This is a genomic window from Spirosoma pomorum (genome assembly GCF_054776615.1).
This window is the reverse complement of sequence record NZ_BAAHBP010000025.1, coordinates 103,187-125,802: the sequence shown is the minus strand read 5'-3', so window position 1 is coordinate 125,802 and position 22,616 is coordinate 103,187. Positions and strand designations below refer to the sequence as shown.

Below are 22,616 nucleotides of genomic sequence, written 5' to 3'. Positions count from 1 at the left end.
AAGTATACGCATAAAACGGGCAAAGGATAGCTTTCGTTTTTACGCCCTAGCCAATTTAACTAATTTTGTCGATCTATTTATACGACTGGGTACGTACTAGGTACCAGCGATCTCTGGACCGGACAGTGAACCCAACGCAGACTGCTTTATGATCTCAAAAACATACACTCCTCAGGAAATTGAGGAAAAATGGTATAAATACTGGATTGATAACCAGTTCTTTAAGTCCGTTCCCGACGAGACCCGTGAACCGTACACGGTGGTTATCCCACCACCGAACGTAACGGGAGTGCTGCATATGGGCCACATGCTCAACAACACTATTCAGGACGTACTGGTCCGGAAAGCACGAATGGAAGGCAAAAATGCGTGTTGGGTACCGGGTACGGACCACGCCAGCATTGCTACCGAAGCCAAGGTTGTGGCGATGCTCAAGGAGCGGGGAATTGAGAAAAAAGACCTGACACGAGAAGAGTTTCTGGCCTATGCGCTGGAGTGGAAAGACAAGTACGGCGGCATCATTCTGTCGCAGCTGCGCAAGCTGGGCGCTTCCTGCGACTGGGACCGGACAACCTTTACGATGGACGACCATTATTATGAGTCGGTTATCGATGTATTTGTTGATCTGTACGAAAAAGGGCTGATTTACCGGGGTATTCGCATGGTAAACTGGGACCCACAGGGACGTACTGCCGTATCGGACGAGGAAGTAATTACGAAAGAGGTTCAGCAGAAACTGGTCTACATAAATTACCCGATTGTTGGCGCAGAAGGTGAGTTTATTACCATTGCGACGGTTCGGCCGGAGACGATCATGGCCGATGCGGCCATTGCCGTTAATCCGAACGACGAGCGGTACACGCATCTACACGGCAAAAAAGCGCTGATTCCGTTAATCAATCGCGAGGTTCCCATCATCACGGATGAGTACGTAGCGATGGACTTCGGAACAGGTGGTTTGAAAGTGACGCCCGCCCACGACCCGAATGACTACGCACTGGGGGTTAAGCATAATCTGCCCGTTCTGGATATTCTGAACGATGACGGAACGCTGAACGAAAAAGCACAAATTCTGGTCGGTCAGGACCGCTTTGCCGCTCGCAAAGCGATTATTAAACTGCTGGAAGAATCTGGTAATCTGGTCAAGACAGAAGAGAACAAATCGAACGTGGGTTTCTCGGAACGGACAAACGCCGTTATTGAGCCAAAACTGTCGCTGCAGTGGTTCCTGAAAATGGATCAACTATCGAAGCCCGCGCTGGAAAATGTCATGAACGACACGATCCAGCTCTATCCGTCGAAGTTCAAGAATATGTACCGGTCCTGGATGGAGAACGTGCACGATTGGTGTATCAGTCGCCAGCTCTGGTGGGGTCAGCGGATTCCGGCATTTTACCTGCAGGATGGAACGGTCGTCGTGGCACGTAACAAACACGAAGCGCTGGAGAAAGTACAGCACGAGAAACTGCTGTTCGCCATGACCGAGGCCGACCTAACGCAGGACGAGGACGTACTGGATACCTGGTTCTCGTCGTGGTTGTGGCCAATGGAAGTATTTAAGGGCGTAAGCGATCCCGATAATGCTGACATCAACTACTATTACCCAACCAATGATCTCGTTACGGCCCCCGAAATTCTGTTTTTCTGGGTGGCCCGGATGATTATTGCCGGGTATGAATACAAGGGCGAAGCACCGTTTAAGAATGTGTACCTGACGGGAATTGTCCGCGATAAACTCGGCCGGAAAATGTCGAAGTCGCTGGGGAACTCGCCCGATCCGCTCTTGCTGATCGATCAGTTCGGAGCCGACGGTGTCCGGACCGGGATGTTGTTCAGCTCGCCCGCCGGGAACGATCTTCCTTTCGATGAGAAACTGGTTGAGCAGGGACGTAACTTCAGCAATAAAATCTGGAACGCCTTCCGGCTAGTGAAAGGTTGGACGGTTGTTGAAAAAGAGGTTGTTGAAGTTACGGCAAAATTGGAGGGGCGCTACCATGTCGATAATTCATTAGCCATCGACTGGTTCGAATCAAAACTGAACGTTACGTTGGTCGAGATCGAAGATCTGTTCGGAAAGTTCCGGATTTCGGAAGCCTTGCAGGCGATTTATAAACTGATCTGGGACGATTTCTGCTCGCAATACCTGGAGCTGATCAAACCGGGCTATGAACAACCTATTAACCGGGTAACCTACGACGCGACGATCAATTTCTTTGAGAAGCTGATGTGCCTGGCGCATCCGTTTATGCCGTTCATTACGGAGGAAATCTGGCAGGACATCCGCGAACGGAAAGAGGGCGATAGCATCTGCATTGCCGCATTCCCGAAAGCCGGAACGATCGACACGCAGCTGCTGACTGATTTTGATACGTTGTTCGAGATTATTACCAATGTCCGGAATATCCGGAACGCCAAGCAGATTTCGCCAAAAACGGAACTACCTCTGACGATTAAAACGACGGATACCAGCCGGTTCCAGGCGTTCGAAGGACTAATCCGGAAGATGGCGAACGTATCAGCCGTGACCTATACGACCGAGAAAGCTGACGGTATTCAGTTCCTGATTAAGAGCGATGAGTTCTTTGTGAATATTGCCGGAGAAATCGATGTCGAGCAGGAGAAAGTTAATTTGCAGAAAGACCTGGAGTACCAGATTGGTTTCCGCGATGCAACGCTCAAAAAACTCGCTAACGAAAAATTTGTGGCCAACGCCAAGCCCGAAATAGTCGACCGAGAGCGGCAGAAACTAGCCGATGCTGAAGCGAAAATCAAAGCTTTGGAGGAGCAGTTACAGAATCTCTAAGAACAAGCAAACGGGCTGGCGATAAAAGTCAGCCCGTTTGCTTAGGCTAATAATGTAGAATAGGATTTCTAATCCTTGATTGAAATGCTATCTGTCAGAATTCCCGCTCGTTGAGTTTTTGGCTCGTTGGATAAAATAGTATAATATTTACGGGTAATAGTTATATTTTTGACGAAATTTTGGTTTATACTGTAGCCAAATGGGTTAACAACGCTATGAGTAAATGCATCTTTTTAGATCGGGACGGCGTCCTGAATGAAGACCGGGCCGACTACGTCTACCGCATTGAAGACTTTATTATTCCTGATGGGGTTGCCGAAGCGCTGGCGCATTTCAAAGCCGCAGGTTATCTACTGATTATTATCACAAATCAGGCCGGTATTGCTAAGGGACTTTATACCCGTGAGGATGTTATGGCCTGTTACGAATACCTCCAGGAACGATGCGGGCATTTAATTGATGATATCTACTATTGTCCGCATCATCCTGATTATGATAGCCAATCGCTGACGCGTAAGCCTGGTTCATTACTGCTGGAAAAGGCCATTGCTAAATACAACATTGATTCCGATGAGTCCTGGATGATTGGTGATGCGCTCCGGGATATGCAGGCTGGCCGCCGAGCAGGCGTAAAAACGGTTCGAATTGCGCAGGAGCCCCAATTATCAACCGACTGCGATGGCTGCGCCCCAAATCTGCTTGAAGCATCGCGCTTTGTGCTGCAATACGCTTGAGTACAAATTCTTCTAGGTTCAGGAACAAGTCGGCAAAGGGGCGGTTAATTACGCTAGGTAGCGGCCGGAAAGTGCGTTTTCCGGCAAAAGCCTTAGTTTTGCTGCAAAACACCGAAACCGTTTTCTATTCTGTATGCGCTTACATCGCGAAGGTAAAACCATTATGCTAACCACGGGATTGATTCTCCTGGCGCTGGATGTGTTTGCTTATTTCTACCTGTTTCCGGGAAATACGTTAGCAATGACCGTTACGGTCGTTGCCAGTTTAGTTATTCTTCTGCTTGTTGTTCAGTTCTTCCGGATTCCGAATCGGCAGCTAACGCAACACGAAGCACAAGTCATCGCCCCTGCTGACGGAACTGTGGTTGTGATTGAAGAGACCGACGAAGATGAGTATTTCAAGGGGCGTCGTCGGCAGATTTCGATTTTCATGTCTCCCCTGAACGTACACGTCAATCGAAATCCCGTTTCCGGTATCGTTAAGTATTTCAAATACTATCCAGGGAAATATCTGGTAGCCTGGCATCCAAAATCAAGTACGGAAAATGAACGCACTACGGTCGTTATTCAGGCTGCCAATGGCGTAGAGGTATTGTTCCGGCAGATTGCTGGTGCTGTTGCCCGACGGATTGTTTGGTACGTAAAAGAAGGCCAGCCTGTTGAACAGGGTAGTGAGATGGGCTTTATTAAGTTCGGCTCCCGCGTTGACGTCTTTGTGCCACTGGATGCTGACGTAAAAGTGAACATCGGTGATCGTATGCGTGGTGGCGTAACGGTTCTGGCTGAACTCAAAAAGTAACAAACCAGGTTTTAGGAACCTGCACGCAGGCAATTGATCAAAGGCGAACACTCAGGAGTTCGCCTTTTTCTGTTTCGGTAACAATGAGGCTTAACTCATCAAAGGGATCAAAGGCGCAATTGGATGGGTTAGCGCCAGGCAAAGCAATGTCATGCAAGAACAAGCCATCAGCCGATAACACTCGGATGACTCCTGCCCCAGAAATAGCCACGTATAAATTGCCGTCCGGACCTACCGCCATTCCACTAAGATTTGGCGCTGACGCATTTGTGGGTTCATCGATAACCGTAGCCCATACCCGTAGATTCTCCCAGCTCAGTGATTGGCTGTCCCAGTATCCCTGCCAGATTCGATGACGGTGGTTTTCAGCGACCAACAAAGTTTCGCTGTCTGGCAACAAAGCTAATCCGTTTGGGTAGGCGAGTCCCTCTGCTATTACGTCCAGTTTACCCAACTGCGTGTAGACTGCTACGTACCCTGGGGATGAGCTATTTGGAGCGCCAGGACAGCTAAAAATAAACTGATTGTTTTGATCTACGATGAGCTGGCTGGGGTAGTTGAGAGGCATTGCGCTCAACTTGTCGACTACTGTTTCAATTGTTTCCGTTGCAACATGCAGGCGACGGATGGCGTTGCTGTCTGCATCACAAAACCAGATGTAATCGTTATGGTATATGGCACCGGTGGGCTTACCGCCGGTTTTTATTCGCTTGGTACTACCGTCTTTTTGGCAACAGAACAAAGTTTCACCCTCTTGCTCTGCACACCACAGCGCACCGGTTGTATCGAAAGTAGGTCCTTCTGGAAATCTAAGTCCTGTTGCAAGTACACGTATTTCTCCCATAGCTTACTATTCACCTGAATATGAACTGGACCCCACAGGACCACCTCAAGTCAAGACTAACCAATTGGTAACCTTGTATGGTAAAAAGAATGCGTAGCCTAAGCTTTTGTTTAAAAAGTTTAGGCTAAAGAGAGGTCGACCTGTCAATTATCGGTAGCTGATTGTGTAATATTTTATTGATAGTCAGGCGTTTGTGCCGAATCAAAAATTACCTAGCGTGCTGATGTTTCGTTCAACCACTTCAACGACGATGATGTCTGGTCGTTCGGAGCGAACAAGTTCGGTATCTAACTGACTCCCCCGAACAAAGTATGAGTCCTGAAAATAGGCAGGCAAAAACTGCATCATACTGTGGCTGAAGGAATCGCCAACGAACAACAGCTTTCCCGAACCGGACCCCGTAAAACGAGTCGACGGAAAACCGGATTTTTCGTTAGGAATCGTAGCCATCAGGCGGGCAGTGCGGCTACCGCTGGGCTGGATGTAATAATAAATGGGATCTTTTTGCTCCTCCTGCACCGTCAGCATGTTGACTAAATCACCACCTACGCCCTTTTGCTGCTGAATGCGGAAATCACTGAGTCGCATGGGGGGAATGGTAGGCTGGTCCTGCCGGATGCGTTCAAGCAACGTTGCGCTACCGACCAGAGTACCGTAGTCATTCCAGTGGGTATCCGTTTGATGGTAGACCACATGGTGTGCTTTCGTACGAGTTAAGGTGTCCCGCACGTCGATGAATGGGATACTGGTTTGCTGAATCGCCTGTTTCAGCACATCCAGACGGGAAGGTGTTGAGTTAGCCCCTAGTCGATCGGGCAGGAATTCGGGGTAGATCGAGTGCGAATCAGGGGCAACCATTACGTACAGGCGAATTCCCTGTTTTGCCAGTTCTTGCTGCCGCATCAGCAGGTGATTAGCGATGTACCGTGCTGAATCAGCCGAAAGAGGCTGTAGCCCTCGATGCTGATTAATAACGTTGTTATAACTATTACCCAGGTAAAACCAGCCGTTTTTGCCAACAACTACTTTCTCGGGTAGAGGAGACTCGCCGAGTATATTCAACTTCCAGCGGCTGTAGGCGTAAAAAAGCGCGTTACGCCATCCGAAATTCTCTTTATAATACTGATCAAATTGCCGGGTGAAACTGCGAACATGCGGGAAGTTCAAGGGAGGGATATTACTGATCTGCCGGTTTTCCGTACTGCCGAAACGCGACGTCAATCCAAAAATTTGATCGAGCGTAGGCAACAGTAACAGAATACCAAACACAAAAGCAAGTATTGTCGGGCGCATTGAATTCATCGTTCAGAAACGGAAATAAATGAACGGGTTATACGTATCAGCAGCCAAATACGCGATAGCTGAAATAAACAGTAGCAAGAGCCCAGAAACGTAAACCAGATCCATCGTTAGCCGCGCCGGAGCCGTTACTACTCGTGTCATCAGCCGGCGCCAGTATTTCTGGAACGCGTGATACACGGGTGTTGCCAACACGAAGCCCAGGAGCAAGGAGACTAAAACCTCCGTGCTGATAAAATACGTCAGTGGGTAAGCGTAGTTTACTGATTTCGGGCCGAGCCCAGCCATCTTTTCCAGATATACCAACGCTGACCTCAGATCAACAGCCCGAAAAAACACCCAGCCAATTAATACGACAATCAAAGTATATACATGAGCAATTGGGGGCCATACCTGATCTAATCGCTTACGTAATCCGGCGCGTTCTATCATTAGAAAGATGCCGTGATAAAGACCCCAGATGATAAAATTCATGCTGGCTCCGTGCCATAACCCTGTCACAAAGAACACGATCAGCAGATTTCGGTAAGTGCGCGCTTTACTGGCCCGGTTACCACCCAGCGGAATGTATAGATAATCCCGGAACCAGCTCGATAACGAAATATGCCAGCGACGCCAGAAATCCTGAATAGAACGAGCAATGTAGGGGTAGTCGAAGTTTTCTTTGAAGTCGAAGCCGACCATTTTACCCAGCCCAATCGCCATGTCAGAATAACCCGAGAAATCGAAGTAAATCTGGAGTGTATAGGCTACTATGCCCAACCAGGCCGTACTGGCGGGGTAACTGTCAGGGGGGGCGTTGAAAATGGTATCAGCCAGGCTGGCGAACGTATTCGCTAACAGGACTTTCTTGGCCAGACCGATGATGAAACGCTCGGCGCCAACCCCAAATTTTTCAATCGTTGTTGTCCGGTCTGATAGCTCCGGAGCGATATCGGCATACCGGACGATCGGGCCCGCAATCTGGTGGGGGAACATCGCTACGTACGTACCGTAATCCAGAAAGCTGCGATTGGCTTTGATACGTCCCCAGTAGATATCAAGGGTGTAAGAAATTCCCTGAAAGGTGTAAAAGCTGATTCCGATGGGTAACGCAATCTGCGCCATGTTGAGGTTGGTAGCACCGGGAATTGCAAAAGCTTCGGCAAAACCACGTACCGAGTCAACTAAGAAGTTGCTGTATTTATAATAGAAAAGAAGCGACAAGCTACCAATTAGCGAGAGCATCAGGCCCGCCTGACGTCGCCCGTTTTCTACCAGGCGACCCGCTATAAAGTTGATCAGTGCCGATACCAGCAGAACCAGAACAACCAGCCCTTCTCCCCACGCATAAAACAGCAGACTCGCGCCAAAAAGAAAGGCGTTATGCCACTGGCGGGGCAGTAGGTAATAGATAATCAGGAAAACGGGTAAGAAAAGAAAGAGAAATATGGCCGAACTAAATAGCATACTAACGGATAGTAAGTCAGGCCAAAGGTAAAAAAAAGGCCGGACAGGCGGTCATACCCACAGTTGGTGGGCTGGATTTCCTCCTGTCCGGCCTGAAAACAGGCTTAGAAAAACGACAACCGAATAACAAACGGGTTACCGTAAATAGCCTGCGACAAAGCGCGGTTCTGGTTATAATTCAGGTTATAAAGCGCTGTCAGGTTTACACCGAAACGACGTGAGATGGGCTGTGAGTAAGTTAGTCCCAGCAGGGGAGCTGTCAGACCGTAGCTCAATCGTTGCGGACTGCCGTCTTCAATAACCTGAACGTTGCTACGTTCGATCTCACCATGCAGGTATAGGTTAGGAATAACAGCCGGCAAGGCTTCATACATCACGAATCCCCGACCTCCATATTGATTGTAGGTTGTCGGATAATAGTAAGGAGCCTTATAACGCGTGTACGTGTAATTGGCACCCACGCCAACGATCAGGTGCTCGCCTGCCTGGTAGGCAACAACGGGTGAAGCACCCAGACTAAACGGGTTACCAAAGCGGAAGCCGGTGATACCACCGCCGTATCGCAAACGCTGACCGAAAGGAAGAGGTTGTCCGTCAACGGTTTGCGTACGTAACGGTTCTTTACCCTGATCCTGACGATCTTCCGGGTCGGCGGTGAGCTGGCCAAAGGCAACGCTGCTGCTTAGAACTATAAGTAATACCAGTAAACTCTGAATGAATTTCATGTTAGGTTCAAAAAACAAACTCATATTCAGTAACGAAATCAAAACGAGAATTCTTTTACATCCGGATCGTTTAGCAGCTGTTCGACGCATTTTTCGTGGTTCAGCTGGGACCCGCTGACGCGCCAGTGGCCAATAATCTCCGTACCGATCCGCTGTTGCTGCCCCCTCGACGGTGATAAACCACAGTTCTGAAACAACACTTCGTACTCGTTTAACGTCTCATGACGAAACGGGGTTACGATGCGGTAGTCACGCGTTTGGTTGAGCCGCTGAATTTTTTCCGCAAAGGAAGACAAAAAGAGTAACGAGGCAAAAATGAACAGAAAACCGACAAGAGCAATGTCATAATGACCGCTGCCGATGCACATTCCTAGCGCCGATACTGCCCATACTGTAGCCGCCGTAGTAAGCCCTTTCACCCGGTTGTCCTCCCGGAAGATAATTCCCGCGCCCAGAAAGCCAATGCCATTAACAATGTTAGCCGCGATCCGGCTGGTGTCGCCCATATTGATTCGACCAGAAACAATGGTAAACAACGTTGAGCCGACACAGATCATGATCATGGTCCGGAAGCCAGCCGCTTTTCCGTGGTATTCTCGTTCGGCACCGATAACACCACCTATTAGCAGCGACAGAACCAGCCGAACGATGTCTTCTAACGCAAATTCCATAATTCAAGCGCGGAGCTAGTATTCCCGAGTTATTTGGTAGACAATTCGGGCTTCCTGGTTATAATAGATAATCTGGAGAAACCATATTTTGAAATAAACCGTTAGAAATTAGATAGAGTTTACCCAACTGACGTAGAATGACTCAGACCACGGACACCGAACCGATGCGTTCCGTTGACCATCTTGATCCTAAGCAATTCATTATCATTAAAGGGGCGAAAGTACACAATCTGAAAGGGATTGATGTGGCTATTCCCCGCAATAAACTGGTTGTCCTGACCGGCCTATCTGGATCGGGCAAATCATCGCTGGCGTTTGATACGTTGTTTGCCGAAGGGCAGCGCATGTACGTTGAAAGCCTCAGTAGCTACGCCCGCCAGTTCCTGGGCCGGATGGAGAAGCCGGAGGTGGAATACATCAAAGGCGTATCGCCCGCTATTGCCATTGAGCAGAAGGTGTCAACCCGCAATCCACGCTCGACGGTTGGTACGTCTACCGAGATTTACGATTACCTGAAATTGCTTTTTGGCCGTGCTGGAACGACCTACTCGCCGATTTCGGGTAATGAAGTGCGGAAAGATACGGTTACGGACGTCGTAAATTTCATGTACAGCTTCGACGCCGGTCTGGGCGGCACTCCGCAGCGGGTGATGATTCTGGCACCGTTACGTATTCGTGACGGACGCACGCTGGCCTACGAATTGAATATTCTGCTTCAGAAGGGCTACACCCGGATCGTGGCAGATGGCGGTCCGACGGGTCGGCAGGTTCTTCAGATTGAAGATGTATTGGGCGAGGAGGGAAGTGCCGATGCGCTTACGTCTACTAACCTTGAAATTCTGGTTGATCGGGGCACGGTTATTTATGATGATAACGGCCAGCCTGACGAAGACAATCAGTACCGTTTTTCGGACTCCGTTCAGACAGCCTTCAACGAAGGCGAAGGCACCTGCCGCGTTGACATTGTCGGCAAAGAATCACGGGTATTCTCCGACAAATTTGAGATGGATGGTATTACGTTCGAGGAGCCGAGCGTTAATCTCTTTACGTTCAATAACCCCTACGGAGCCTGCCGCCGATGCGACGGTTTTGGTAAAGTGCTGGGTATTGATCCCGATCTGGTTATCCCCGACAAAAACCTCTCTGTATTTGAGGGGGCCATTATGCCGTGGCGGAGCGAAAAAATGAATGAGGAGTTTTTGAAACCATTGCTTAGAAATGGTATTCGTTTCGATTTTCCAATTCACCGCCCCTACAAAGACCTGACCCCCGCCGAGCAGGAATTGCTTTGGAAAGGTAACAAGTACTTTGATGGCTTGAACGCTTTCTTCTCGTTTGTCGAGAGCCAGACCTTCAAGGTGCAGTACCGCGTTATGCTGTCGCGATACCGGGGTAAAACGACCTGTCCCGAATGCCGGGGCTCCCGGCTACGGAAGGATGCGGGTTACGTCAAGGTTGGTGGGAAATCCATCACCGATCTCGTGCTCATGCCGCTGACGCACGTAACAACGTTTTTCCGCGAGCTGGAGCTGCCCGCCCACCAGGAGCAGGTAGCAGGCCGGATTCTGACTGAGATTAAGAACCGGCTGGATTATATGGAACGGGTGGGGCTTGGTTATCTGACGCTGAACCGGCTGACCAATACGCTATCGGGTGGAGAATATCAACGGATTAAATTGGCTACGTCGCTTGGTTCGGCGCTGGTTGGTTCGATGTATATTCTGGATGAACCCAGCATTGGATTACACCCCCGCGATACCAAACGGCTCGTCAGCGTGCTGGAATCCCTGCGCGATATGGGCAACACAGTAATTGTTGTCGAGCATGAAGAAGAAGTGATGCGCGCTGCCGATCAACTCATTGATATTGGTCCTGATGCTGGTTCGCTGGGTGGTCATTTGGTCTTCCAGGGAACGTGGGAAGAGATCGAAGAGGGCAAAGGGCAGGGGGGTAATGGTTACGCACTCAATCCGCTACCTTCCCATACGCTTGATTTCCTAACCGGGCGAGAGACGGTGCCGGTCCCGACATTCCGGCGTCGGTCGACGAATTTTATTGAACTGAAAGGCGCGCGGGAAAATAATTTAAAAGATGTAGACGTTCGCTTTCCACTCAATACGCTGACCGTCGTGACGGGCGTATCAGGCTCGGGTAAGAGTACGTTGATTCGGAAAGTTCTGTACCCGGCGTTGGTTCACCAGAAAGGCGAAGTGGCCGAAGAGTCGGGCAAATTTGATAGTCTGGGCGGTTCGCTCGACCGTATTACGTCGGTGGAGATGATCGACCAGAATCCCATCGGTAAGTCAAGTCGCTCGAACCCCGTTACGTACATCAAAGCCTACGATTACCTGCGCCAGGTTATGGCCGATCAGCCGGTGGCCAAAGCGCGGGGATACAAACCCAGCCACTTCTCGTTCAACGTGGACGGTGGCCGCTGCGAAGTTTGTCAGGGTGAAGGCGAAGTGAAAATCGAGATGCAGTTCATGGCCGACATCTACCTCAAATGCGAGGGATGTAATGGCAAACGCTTCAAGCAGGAAATTCTGGAGGTGGCCCTGCGCGACAAGAACGTATCGGACATCCTGGACATGACCGTCGATGAAGCGATTAACTTCTTCGCCGACGTTGATCTGAAAATGATGGATAAACTGATGCCACTCCAGGAAGTGGGGCTGGGCTACATCGGGCTTGGGCAGTCGGCCAACACACTGTCGGGGGGCGAAGCACAACGTGTCAAGCTGGCGTCATTCCTGAGCAAGGGAAATCCGAACAAGGGTGGTACGCTGTTTATCTTCGACGAACCGACTACCGGTCTGCATTTCCATGACATCCGTAAGCTCCTGAAGGCCATCAACGCCCTCGTCGATCAGGGCGATTCGGTTATTATCATTGAACACAACATGGAGGTGATCAAAAGCGCCGACCACATTATTGATATTGGCCCGGAGGGGGGCGAAACCGGCGGATACATTACGTTTGCCGGGACACCAGAAGATATGGTGAAGCTACCCGAGGGCGAAAACTTTACCGCCGACTATCTGCGCGGTAAGATATAAAAGTAACAACGTAAAGATGAATGGGCTGAGTCCGGACCTTGTAGGGTTTGGGGTCAGCCCATTCGGCGTTTATAGCCTGTAACTGCTGCTAACTTTAGTACTCGTTTTGCTGTTTTATGGGTAGAAGAAACAAATCGTTTTTGTTAGAAACGTAACCCATTACCACAACACTGAACATGGACTTTATTGATTATTATAGTACACTAGGGGTGCCCAAAACGGCGTCGGACGACGAGATCAAAAAGGCATACCGGAAGCTGGCCCGCAAGATACACCCGGACCTGAATCCGAACGATCCAGAGGCCAGCAAGAAATTTCAACAACTCAACGAAGCTAACGAGGTACTGAGCGATCCTGAGAAACGTAAAAAATACGATCAGTACGGCAAAGACTGGCAACACGCTGAGCAGTTCGAACAGGCTCGACAACAGCAGCAACAACAGCGCCGGGCGTACAGCCAGGCTGGTGACGCCAGCGATTACGATTTCTCGGGTGGATTTGGCGGAGCTGATTTTTCGGACTTTTTCTCGTCCATGTTCGGGCAGGATGCCGGTGGTGCTGGCGGTCGTCGGCAAGCAACATTTCGGGGTCAGGACTATCAATCTGAACTGCATTTGAGCCTACGCGATGCGTACACCACGCATAAGCAGAATCTAACCATTGATGGTAAAACTATTGGCATTACCATTAAGGCTGGCGTCGAAAACGGCCAGAAAATCAAACTGGCAGGCTACGGAGCACCCGGCGTGAACGGCGGCCCTAACGGCGACCTCTATATTACGTTCGTGATTGCCGACGACAATCGTTACAAACGGAACGGCAACGATCTGTACGTAACGGAGGAAATTGATCTGTTCACGGCGCTACTGGGTGGTCAGAAAGTAATCGAAACCCTAAGTGGAAAAGTCAAAGTGACCGTAGCTCCTGAAACGCAGAACGGCACTAAAATCCGGCTGAAAGGAAAAGGGTTTCCCGTATATAGGCAAGAAGGCTCGTTCGGTGATCTTTACGTGCAATGGCAAATCAAGCTACCCACTAATCTGACCGATGAGCAGAAAGAACTAGTCAAGCAATTACAGACCATAACCCAACCTAACGAATAGTATGAACGCTGAAGATATGATTCCGGTACACGACTTCTGCGTGTACCATCACATTGAAATCTCGTTTGTCCAGTCGCTGGAGCAGCGCGGTCTGGTTGAAACAACCACCGTTGAACAATCGCTGTACGTATTACCCTCACAGGTTGCCAGGCTGGAGAAACTGGTGCGGCTGCATCAGGAACTGGAAATCCACGCCGACGATCTGGACGTAGTAAGTAACCTACTGGATCGGGTTGAGGACCTGCAACAACAGGTAACCCGGCTCCAAAATCAACTATCGTTCTATCGGCAACTGATGTGATCAGCTGTCAATTTGGGTGCTGCGCCTGATTAGCAGATAGATGGGGTAACTGACGGCGATAAAACCAAGCGCGTACATACTGCTTGAAAAATCGCCGATGATAGCCCCACCCAGAAAGGCCAGTGAGGCAAACAGTAAAATCCAGGTAGAAACGGGGTATCCCCAGGCGCGTACGGGGCGTGGTAACGCGGGTTCCGTACGCCGAAGCCGGATCAGAGAGGCAAAACCCGACGCGTAGCAGAGCACGAAGAAAAACGTAGCAATATCGGAAAGCTTGCCGTAGGTGTTGGTCAGGATCATCAGCATTGATGTACCAGCGGTCAGCAGCGTCGCGTTCGTTGGGGTACCTCCTTCGTTGACGGCGGTAACGAACCGGAAAAATAGCTTGTCGCGGCCCATCGCAAAAATAACGCGCGGATTGAACATAATCTGCGCGTTGATGATCCCCATAATTGAGATCATCAGCAGGGCCGTAACGACCTGCGCGCTACCGGGTCCAAACAGCAACTGAACGGCATCAGCCGCCGGGAGTTTCGACTGGGCGAGCGTATCCATCGGCAGTACGTACAATAGCGCCAGATTGACAAGAACGTAAATACCAATGATCAGTAGTACGCCACTGATCATCGACTTGGGCAGGTTACGGCTGGGGTTAACATCCTCTTCCGTAAAATAAGCTGCCGTATGCCATCCGTCGTACGTGTAAAAAACAGCCTGTAATGCCGACAGTATTCCCAGCCAGACTCCACCCTCGGCTAATGGACGAATTGTCTCAACCGGATTAGCATTCACTGGCCGATCTGTCGTAACGAGAAAACAAACAAAGACGAAAGCTAGTAGGCCCACGGCTTTCAGGACGCTCATTACTTCCTGCGCCCGGCTGGCCAGCCGAACGCCCACCCAGTGAAAAGCCACAAAAGTCGCCAGAATCCCCATGGCGACCAGCTTTTGATAGTTAACCAGATCTGGTAGAAGCAAGCTGATGTACTCGCTCATAACGGCGGCTCCGAATGCCATGGCTGATACACTACCCAGCCAACTGCTGATCCCAATAACAAAGCCAGCATAATTTCCGAAGGCCCGGCGAGCGTAGACGTACCAAGCCCCGGCTTTAGGCAGCATGGTTCCTAACTCCATTACCGACAGAGAGCCGGCCAGAGCGTACACACCAACGGTCAGCCAGACGGCGATGATGAGCGTTGGGTCTCCAATATCTTGTGCAATCGGGCCCGGTTTACGTAAGATGCCGGTGCCGATGGTTCCGCCGATCGTGACAGCAATGCCGAAACCGACGCCGAGCAGTCTCTTGAGTTGGTTCTGGGCCATTAGAACGAAGATTCAGGAAGGTATTCATACAATGATAGCGAAAAACCCGGCGCAAGGACGGAGCCATCCGGCTGCGTTGGCCTTTTTTCGTATGTTTGTTTACATGAAAGCCTATCTGCTGGTGTTCGTTGGGGGCGGTCTGGGAAGCCTGTTACGTTATCTGGCTGGCCGCTGGTTGCCGGCTACCGTTAACGGAGCGTCGTTTCCGACCGTGATTCTGCTGGTCAACGTCGTTGCCAGTGCGTTGTTAGGCACCGTGGTTGGCTGGACACTGGCCCGCTCGGCGAATGATGACATGCGCTTATTGATCGGCGTTGGTTTCTGCGGTGGCCTCAGCACATTTTCCAGCTTCAGCAACGACACTGTGGTCCTTCTCCAGAACGGCCGTACCGGTGTTGCTTTCCTGAACATCATCCTGAACGTTGTGCTCTGTCTGCTGGCATCGACGAGCGGCCTTCTGATTGGACAAAAATTATAATGGCATGCAGCACAACCACTACGTGCTACACCGGACAGGCATAATAAACCTGTTTTTTCTTTTCCTGATGACAACTGCTTCTGCTCAAACAACCGCTCGTCGGCTGCACGACGCCCATAATACGTACAAACAGCAACGTTTTACTCACCGTCGGTTCAAGCACCAGGACATTGTTCCTATTTTGGTTTCGTTGACTGGCCAGTACCCTCTCGAAGTTAGCAAAGTGGGAGAGTCGCTGGAAAAGCGGGCGATCTACCAGGTTAAAGCGGGAACTGGCAAAAATAAAGTGTTGCTCTGGTCGCAGATGCACGGTGACGAGGCAACAGCAACGATGGCCTTATTTGACATATTCAATTTTCTGACGGCTTCGGGGGATGAATTCGATAGTCTTCGGAAGACAATTCTGGCCAATACGACGCTGTACGCGGTTCCGATGCTTAATCCTGATGGGGCCGAACGGTTTCAGCGTCGGACAGCATCTGACGTGGACATGAATCGCGATGCGCTCCGCCTGCAAACGCCGGAAGGAGCGCTGCTTAAAAACCTGCAGCAAACGCTGAAACCGCTGGTTGGCTTCAATCTGCACGATCAGAATCCCCGCTATAGTGTCGGTAAAACGGGAAAACAGGCGGTAGTATCGTTTCTGGCAACTGCCTACGACCAGGCCCGAAACGTTAACGATGTTCGTAAGCGATCCATGCAGCTTATTGTTAGCATGAATCGGGTGCTACAAGAGTTTATACCTGATCAGGTTGCTCGCTACGACGACGAATTTGAACCGCGTGCTTTCGGTGATAATATTCAGAAGTGGGGGACTTCGCTCGTGCTGATCGAATCAGGCGGCTACAAAGGCGATGCGGAGAAGATGGCTATTCGTCGCCTAAATTTCGTCGCGATCCTGACCGCACTGGAATCCATTGCTACGGGAGCGTACGAAGGCGAATCAACAAGCGACTATACGGCGATCCCCGAAAACGGTCGTCTGTTGTTCGATGTACTGATCCGGAACGCGACGATTGTTCGGAACGGGCGACCCGTTACTGTTGACGTGGGTATTGATCGACAAGAGGTGAATGTCGACTCTGCGCGAAATTTTCGCTACCACAGTACTATCGAAGACATTGGTGATTTATCTACCTTCTACGGACTCGATGAAATTGACGCCACTGGCCTTCAACTCAAAACCGATCGGCCCTTACGGCTTGGACAAAAAGCAAGCTTTACGCTCCTCAAAGACAAACAGATCGTGCACACGTTCGTGAATGGCTTCTGGGATGAGCAAATACCTGCTGACGTAGTGAATCATGACAGCCAAACAAAATAGAAGTATCTAATGAGCTGACAATCAAATACAGAAGAGATGGGCGTGGGTTGCCAATTAAAAGTGGGTTAATGTTATCTATGTGTCTGTATATGTGGTTATAGGTACTTATTTTATAGAACCAAACATAATTCAAGCGTAATCTTAGGGTAACATTGACGTAATATTGGGCGGGTAGTTTTGCGACGCGAAAGCGACACGCAAAACCAATATGAACCGAAATTTAATTGTTCTCTTTTTTACGCTGTTCTCTCTGACAGCCTGGGCGCAGACGGGTACCGTACGAGGTACTATCAAAGACGCCAAAACCAAAGAATCGTTAATTGGCTGTACCGTCCGTATTGATGGTACCCAACTCGGTGGAACAACCGACATCGACGGTAGTTTCACCATTCAGAACGTACCGGCGGCTACGCACAAAGTAGTCATCTCGTATATTTCTTACCAGACGAAAGAAATTCCTAACGTTCGGGTTGAATCGGGTAATACAACGGTTATCGACACCGAACTGGACGAAGAAGGTAAATCACTCCAGGAAGTAGTTGTTCGGGCCAGCAAAGCCACCAACACCGAGATCGCCGTTATTACGGAGGTTAAACAGATAAAAGCGCTGGCCGTAGGTATCTCAGCCGCTCAGATTCAGAAATCACAGGACCGCGATGCCGCTGCCGCCATCCGCCGGGTACCCGGAGTCAGTATTCTGGACAACCGGTTTGTCCTGATTCGTGGTTTAGGCTCCCGTTATAACTCGGTACTGATCAACGATGTAATTGCTCCATCGACTGAGGTTGAAACCCGCTCATTCTCCTTCGACATTATTCCCAGCAACATCCTTGACCGGATGATTGTCTACAAATCTGGCTCGGCCGAACTGCCCGGCGACTTTGCGGGTGGTATTGTGAAGATTTACACGAAACGTCGTCCAAGTAGTAATTTCTTCGACGTTGGACTGACGTTCGGCTACCGGCCGGGTACAACCGGCGAACAGGTTCAATCCCATCAGCGGGGTGGACTAAGTGCTCTGGGCCTTTGGTCGCCCAAACAAACGATTCCAACCAGTTTCCCAACCCGATCAGGTGATTTTAACGCCCTTAGCGCTCCACAGCGGGCGGCTTATGCGCAGTTGTTACCCAACTCATGGGGCCTGACAAACGTATCAGTGATGCCAGATATTCGGTTTGCGCTTAATACGGGTCGTCGATTTGACATCGGGAATATACAGGCAAGCAACCTGACCAGCATCAACTACAGCCTCACAAACCAGGTGACGAATATTGATCTGCGTGTGTACGAAAACGGTGCTGTTGCCAATGCGATCAACCAGGATTATAAAGATGCCAGCTATACCCGGCAGTCACGATTGGGCTTGCTCCACAACTGGTCATTACGGTTTTCTCCCGCGTTTACGCTGGAATGGAAAACGCTCTTCAATCAGTTAGGTAACCAGGAAACGGTTGTTCGGCAGGGACAGAATTTTGATTCGAACGCTGACATCCGCAGTTACTCACAGCGGTTCGAAAACCGTAGTATTGCCACAACGCAGATTTCCGGTGATCACCAACTCAATGAACTAACGAAACTAAACTGGATTGCTGGTTACGGGTATTCGGGGCGTTGGGAGCCCGATTGGAAACGAGCACGCTATCAGGCTCCGCTAAACAGTGGTGAAAATGGCGTGTATACGCTGGTGACACCCCTGTCGCCTAACCCAATCGACGTAGGCCGGTTCTACTCGAAGCTCAACGAACAGACATTCTCGCTGATCGGTAACTACGATCACACTTTTGGAAACCCAACGGACCGGGAGCCTGGCCACCTGAAAGCCGGTATCTACGCAGAGCAACGGGTACGTGACTACTCGGCTCGCTTCTACGGCTACAATAGTATTGCAGGAACAACAAGCGATGGAGCCATTGTGCAGCAGCAGCCTATTGGCTCGATCTTTTCGCCAGCTAACGTAAGCGGACAGCCAGGCGGCTTCTCGCTGCTGGACGGTACGTCGGATCTTGATTCGTATCAGGGCGGCAACACCTACGGCGCAGCTTACGTCAGTGGCGATTTCAACCTCGGCAGCCGGACCAACGTAACCCTGGGCCTGCGGGGTGAGTATAACATCCAGGAACTAAAAATTCAGCGGCAGGGTGTTGATCAGCAACTGGTTAATCGACGGATTTTCAGTCCACTGCCGTCCCTGAATGTTACCCACAAGCTTAATGACAAGCATAGTGTACGCCTGGCGTATTCGGCAACCGTTAATCGGCCCGAACTGCGGGAGTTGGCTCCTTTCCAGTACTTCGATTTCAACCTGCTGGCTGTCGTAACGGGCAACACCGAACTAACGACAGCAACGATTCAGAACGTCGATTTGAAATGGGAGTTCTACCCAAGCCCAAACGAGTTGATTTCGGTTACGGGTTTCTACAAACACTTCCGGAATCCGATCGAAAGCTTCCTGCTGCCAACGGGTAATGGATTCAGCTATACGTTCATCAACGCCCCATCGGCCCGGAATTTTGGGGTAGAAGTTGAAATGCGGAAAGGCTTTAGCCAGTCGGGTAGCAAATTCCTCCAGAATTTACAGGTGGTAGCCAATGGCTCGCTGATCAACAGCCGGGTAACCCTGGGTGATTTCGTTCGCGCCCCAGACGCTACGTCAACAGTGATCAATGTTCCCTTGAAAGACCTGGCCGACCGGACACGTCCGCTGGCAAACCAGTCACCTTACCTGGTCAACGCTGGGGTGTATTATCAGGAACCGAACAGCGGCCTTCAGTGGAACGTACTGTATAACATTTACGGGCCTCGCATCTTCGCCGTAGGTACCCGGAACAACCCCACTATTTACGAACTGCCCCGTCACGCGATTGACCTGAACATCAGTAAAACCTTCAATCAGAAAATCGATGTGCGGCTGGGTATCCAGGATATCCTGAATCAGGCCACCCGCTACGCTCAGGATTTCAACGGTAACGGACGGGTTGACCGCGATCTCACCTCGCAATCGGTGAACGCAGACCAGATATTCCGGCGCTTCCGTCGGGGCCAATACGTAACGCTGACGGGCGTGTACACCTTCGGCCGACGCACGATCGTTCCTTAATGTTTTTACCAATCAATTGCCTTTATACTAACTAAATCAATTACTCATGAATCGATTCACTCGGTGGGGAAGTCTAATTTTACTCGTAGTAGGGCTCATCGGCTTTATTGCAGCCTGTAAAAATGAAGATTCACCCGCTCCTGTACTCAGCGTTACGGGTGTTAGCCCAACGTCAGCACCTGCTGGCACAACGGTCGTCATTACAGGGACTAACTTCAACGCCACTCCGGCCAGCAATACAGTAACATTTGGTACGGTTTCGGCATCTGTCGTAGCTGCCTCAACGACGCAGCTGTCAGTTGTTGTTCCTGCCGGTGCGAGTACGCCAATTTCGGTAACGGCAAACGGGCAGTCGGCCCAGGGGCCGGCCTTCGCAATCAGCGCTAAACCGGTTGTTACTAAAACAGGTAGCCTAACAGCAAGTGAAACCTGGACCGCTGGTAATGTCTATTTACTGCGCGGATTTGTGAACGTTAAATCAGGCGTTGTAATCACCATCCAGCCAGGAACGATCATCAAAGGGGGAACCGTTGATGAAGATCCGACTGGATCGAAGCGGGGTGGTACGCTGATCGTTGAACAGGGTGCTCGGCTGGAAGCAGTTGGTACTGCCCAGCAGCCAATTGTCTTTACCTCGAATCGGGCGGCTGGTTCGCGCAAATCGGGCGATTGGGGCGGCATTGTTCTGATTGGTAAAGCGCCCCATAACCGGCCTGCCAGTCAGTCGACAGAAGGTGGTATCGGTATCCAGCTAGGTGCTTTCACTGAGTCGACCGATAACTCAGGTTCGCTGCGTTACGTTCGTATCGAGTTTGGTGGTATTGCGCTGACTAGTGAGGCAAACAGTGAAATTAACGGCTTGACGATGTACGGTGTTGGTTCAGGAACGACTATTGATCACGTACAGGTTTCGTACAGTGGTGATGACTCGTTTGAGTGGTTTGGTGGTACTGTCAACGCAAAATACCTGGTAGCCTTCCGCGGTTTTGATGATGATTTCGATACCGACTGGGGCTACACCGGTAAAGTTCAGTTTGGTGTATCGCTGCGCGATCCGCAGGTAGCTGACCAATCGAGCTCAAACTGTTTTGAGTCGGATAACTTTAATTCGGGCGAAAACGCTGGGGGCGTTGCGCTGACGGCTAACAACGGTCTGCCACTAACGCAGCCAACCTTTGCCAACATTAGTGGCTTCCTGACGAGCGGTACGCCAAGCACGGCGTCAACATCGAGCACGGGTGGTAGCGGACCGTATCAATCGGCTATGCACCTGCGTCGGAACACAGCGATCAGCATTATCAACTCGGTATTTGTTGGCTGGCCCGAAGGACTTCGCCTGGACGGTACTACAACAGGTACGCTGAACAACGCTAGCACGGGTGCTCTGTCGGTGGAAGGCGTAACGGTAGCCAACTCGCTAACCGCTGTTCGGGGTGCAGGTAGTATTACAAACGATCAAGCAACGGCTTATTTCTCGCTGGCTGCCCGTAAGAATACGGTAATCGCTTCATCGGATCTGGCCTCGCTGCTATTAAACGCGAACAGCTTTAGCCTGACAGCGCCAAGTTTCCTACCAGGCACCAGCTCTCCGTTACTGGTGTCGGCTAATGCTGCTACGGGTGGAAAACTGTCTGATTCGTTCTTTACGTCAGCTCCGTACCGGGGTGCGTTTAATGGAACGGACAACTGGCTGTCTGGCTGGACAAACTTCAATCCGCAGAATACGAATTACGATCAATAGTCTATCTCACACTTTCATATTGGTGTCGCACGAAAGGGCCGGGGCTTTGCTCCGGCTTCTTTTTTGTTACTAATATAGAAACAGTATAAATGAGATTGTTAACTTACTTTTTTGTCAGAACTATTACCTTTATGGCTGGAATTGTCTAATACCCAAGTGTGTCGATGAATTTTAGATACATTGTCGACTAATTAGCCGACAATCAAGGATAAGAGAAGACTGATTAAAATATAGTGCATCTATTTTTCACAAAAGAGGGTTATTTCTTGGCTGATTGTGAAGGTATTGCTAATTTGGCCGTCATGTCCTCTAAGTAGTAGTACCTAGTAAGCCACCAAAAATTTATATAATCCGTAACAATGATCTCTAAGAAAGCAAAATATGCACTCAAAGCCCTCAAGGTTTTGACCGAAGAATACGGCAAAGGCCCTGTACTGATTTCATATATTTCGGCTAAGGAAAACATCCCTAAAAAGTTCTTAGAGGCTATTCTGTTAGAATTACGTAACCACGGTATCCTGCAAAGCCAGAAAGGCAAGGGGGGCGGTTACTTGTTACGGGTTGATCCAGGTCGGGTGAATCTTGCTCAGGTGTTGCGGGTCATTGATGGCCCAATCGCGCCAACGCCCTGCGTATCGTTCAACTTTTACGTGAAGTGCGACGACTGCGAAGACGAGATTACCTGTGCGCTGAAGCCTATTATGGAGCGCGTCCGGGACGCAAACCTGGGCGTATACGAAAATACGACACTGTTATCCTTTCAGAACCCATCTTCTCTGGAAACGAAAGAGATTGCTATCGGGAGTAAAACTACGGATCTAACCGAGACAGCGGACAGCCGGATGATGGCTTAGTTATAAAAAAAC

Annotated in this window: 17 protein-coding genes; 11 read left to right on the top strand and 6 right to left on the bottom strand. The window is 50.2% G+C overall.

Annotation, left to right across the window (positions count from 1 at the left end):
* The first annotated feature begins 148 nt into the window (after positions 1-148).
* The 3 genes from ACYVAD_RS15140 (at position 149) to ACYVAD_RS15130 (ending at position 4,336) form a co-directional block, all read left to right on the top strand.
* Positions 149-2,803, top strand: coding sequence for a valine--tRNA ligase (locus ACYVAD_RS15140; protein ID WP_461140347.1), 2,655 nt, complete (start codon positions 149-151; stop codon positions 2,801-2,803).
* 215 nt (positions 2,804-3,018) lie between these two features.
* Positions 3,019-3,537, top strand: coding sequence for a D-glycero-alpha-D-manno-heptose-1,7-bisphosphate 7-phosphatase (locus ACYVAD_RS15135; RefSeq protein WP_461140346.1), 519 nt, complete (start codon positions 3,019-3,021; stop codon positions 3,535-3,537).
* 133 nt (positions 3,538-3,670) lie between these two features.
* Positions 3,671-4,336: a phosphatidylserine decarboxylase family protein gene (locus ACYVAD_RS15130; protein ID WP_461140345.1), complete on the top strand. Its 666-nt coding sequence runs from the start codon at positions 3,671-3,673 to the stop codon at positions 4,334-4,336.
* A gap of 37 nt (positions 4,337-4,373) precedes the next feature.
* Here the strand turns inward: ACYVAD_RS15130 and ACYVAD_RS15125 are convergent, their stop codons facing one another.
* The 5 genes from ACYVAD_RS15125 to ACYVAD_RS15105 form a co-directional block, all read right to left on the bottom strand.
* A complete protein-coding gene (locus ACYVAD_RS15125) occupies positions 4,374-5,180 on the bottom strand; it encodes an SMP-30/gluconolactonase/LRE family protein (RefSeq protein ID WP_461140344.1) in 807 nt (268 codons plus the stop codon).
* Positions 5,181-5,381: 201 nt separating this feature from the next.
* The gene (locus tag ACYVAD_RS15120; RefSeq protein WP_461140343.1) at positions 5,382-6,482 is read right to left on the bottom strand and encodes an alginate O-acetyltransferase AlgX-related protein; all 1,101 of its coding nucleotides are present in this window, start codon (positions 6,480-6,482) and stop codon (positions 5,382-5,384) included.
* 3 nt (positions 6,483-6,485) lie between these two features.
* Positions 6,486-7,928 (bottom strand): MBOAT family O-acyltransferase, encoded by a 1,443-nt coding sequence (locus ACYVAD_RS15115; protein ID WP_461140342.1) that lies wholly within the window; start codon positions 7,926-7,928, stop codon positions 6,486-6,488.
* A 104-nt stretch (positions 7,929-8,032) separates the two neighbouring features.
* Complete coding sequence (locus ACYVAD_RS15110) at positions 8,033-8,653, bottom strand: hypothetical protein (RefSeq protein ID WP_461140341.1); 621 nt, start codon at positions 8,651-8,653, stop codon at positions 8,033-8,035.
* A 38-nt stretch (positions 8,654-8,691) separates the two neighbouring features.
* Positions 8,692-9,324, bottom strand: coding sequence for an MgtC/SapB family protein (locus tag ACYVAD_RS15105; protein ID WP_461140340.1), 633 nt, complete (start codon positions 9,322-9,324; stop codon positions 8,692-8,694).
* A gap of 137 nt (positions 9,325-9,461) precedes the next feature.
* On the opposite strand from ACYVAD_RS15105, the gene uvrA reads away from it, so the two are divergent.
* From uvrA to ACYVAD_RS15090, 3 genes are all read left to right on the top strand, one after another.
* Positions 9,462-12,380 carry an excinuclease ABC subunit UvrA gene (gene uvrA, locus ACYVAD_RS15100; protein ID WP_461140339.1) on the top strand — a complete coding sequence of 973 codons (2,919 nt, stop codon included), beginning with the start codon at positions 9,462-9,464 and terminating at the stop codon, positions 12,378-12,380.
* 176 nt (positions 12,381-12,556) lie between these two features.
* A complete protein-coding gene (locus ACYVAD_RS15095) occupies positions 12,557-13,483 on the top strand; it encodes a DnaJ C-terminal domain-containing protein (protein ID WP_461140338.1) in 927 nt (308 codons plus the stop codon).
* A 1-nt stretch (position 13,484) separates the two neighbouring features.
* Positions 13,485-13,784: a chaperone modulator CbpM gene (locus ACYVAD_RS15090; protein ID WP_461140337.1), complete on the top strand. Its 300-nt coding sequence runs from the start codon at positions 13,485-13,487 to the stop codon at positions 13,782-13,784.
* Here ACYVAD_RS15090 and ACYVAD_RS15085 read toward each other — a convergent pair whose 3' ends face one another.
* Positions 13,785-15,110 carry an APC family permease gene (locus ACYVAD_RS15085; RefSeq protein ID WP_461140336.1) on the bottom strand — a complete coding sequence of 442 codons (1,326 nt, stop codon included), beginning with the start codon at positions 15,108-15,110 and terminating at the stop codon, positions 13,785-13,787.
* A 31-nt stretch (positions 15,111-15,141) separates the two neighbouring features.
* Between ACYVAD_RS15085 and crcB the strand changes: the two genes are divergently transcribed.
* The 5 genes from crcB (at position 15,142) to ACYVAD_RS15060 (ending at position 22,604) form a co-directional block, all read left to right on the top strand.
* Positions 15,142-15,588, top strand: coding sequence for a fluoride efflux transporter CrcB (gene crcB, locus ACYVAD_RS15080; protein WP_461140335.1), 447 nt, complete (start codon positions 15,142-15,144; stop codon positions 15,586-15,588).
* A gap of 67 nt (positions 15,589-15,655) precedes the next feature.
* Entirely contained in the window at positions 15,656-16,912 is a 1,257-nt protein-coding gene (locus ACYVAD_RS15075) for a M14 family zinc carboxypeptidase (RefSeq protein WP_461140334.1), read from the top strand.
* Positions 16,913-17,120: 208 nt separating this feature from the next.
* A complete protein-coding gene (locus tag ACYVAD_RS15070; RefSeq protein WP_461140333.1) occupies positions 17,121-20,009 on the top strand; it encodes a TonB-dependent receptor in 2,889 nt (962 codons plus the stop codon).
* Between the two features lie 46 nt (positions 20,010-20,055).
* Positions 20,056-21,750, top strand: a complete 1,695-nt coding sequence (locus tag ACYVAD_RS15065; protein WP_461140332.1) for an IPT/TIG domain-containing protein — start codon at positions 20,056-20,058, stop codon at positions 21,748-21,750.
* Positions 21,751-22,109: 359 nt separating this feature from the next.
* Positions 22,110-22,604: an RrF2 family transcriptional regulator gene (locus ACYVAD_RS15060; protein ID WP_461140331.1), complete on the top strand. Its 495-nt coding sequence runs from the start codon at positions 22,110-22,112 to the stop codon at positions 22,602-22,604.
* Positions 22,605-22,616: the final 12 nt, after the last annotated feature.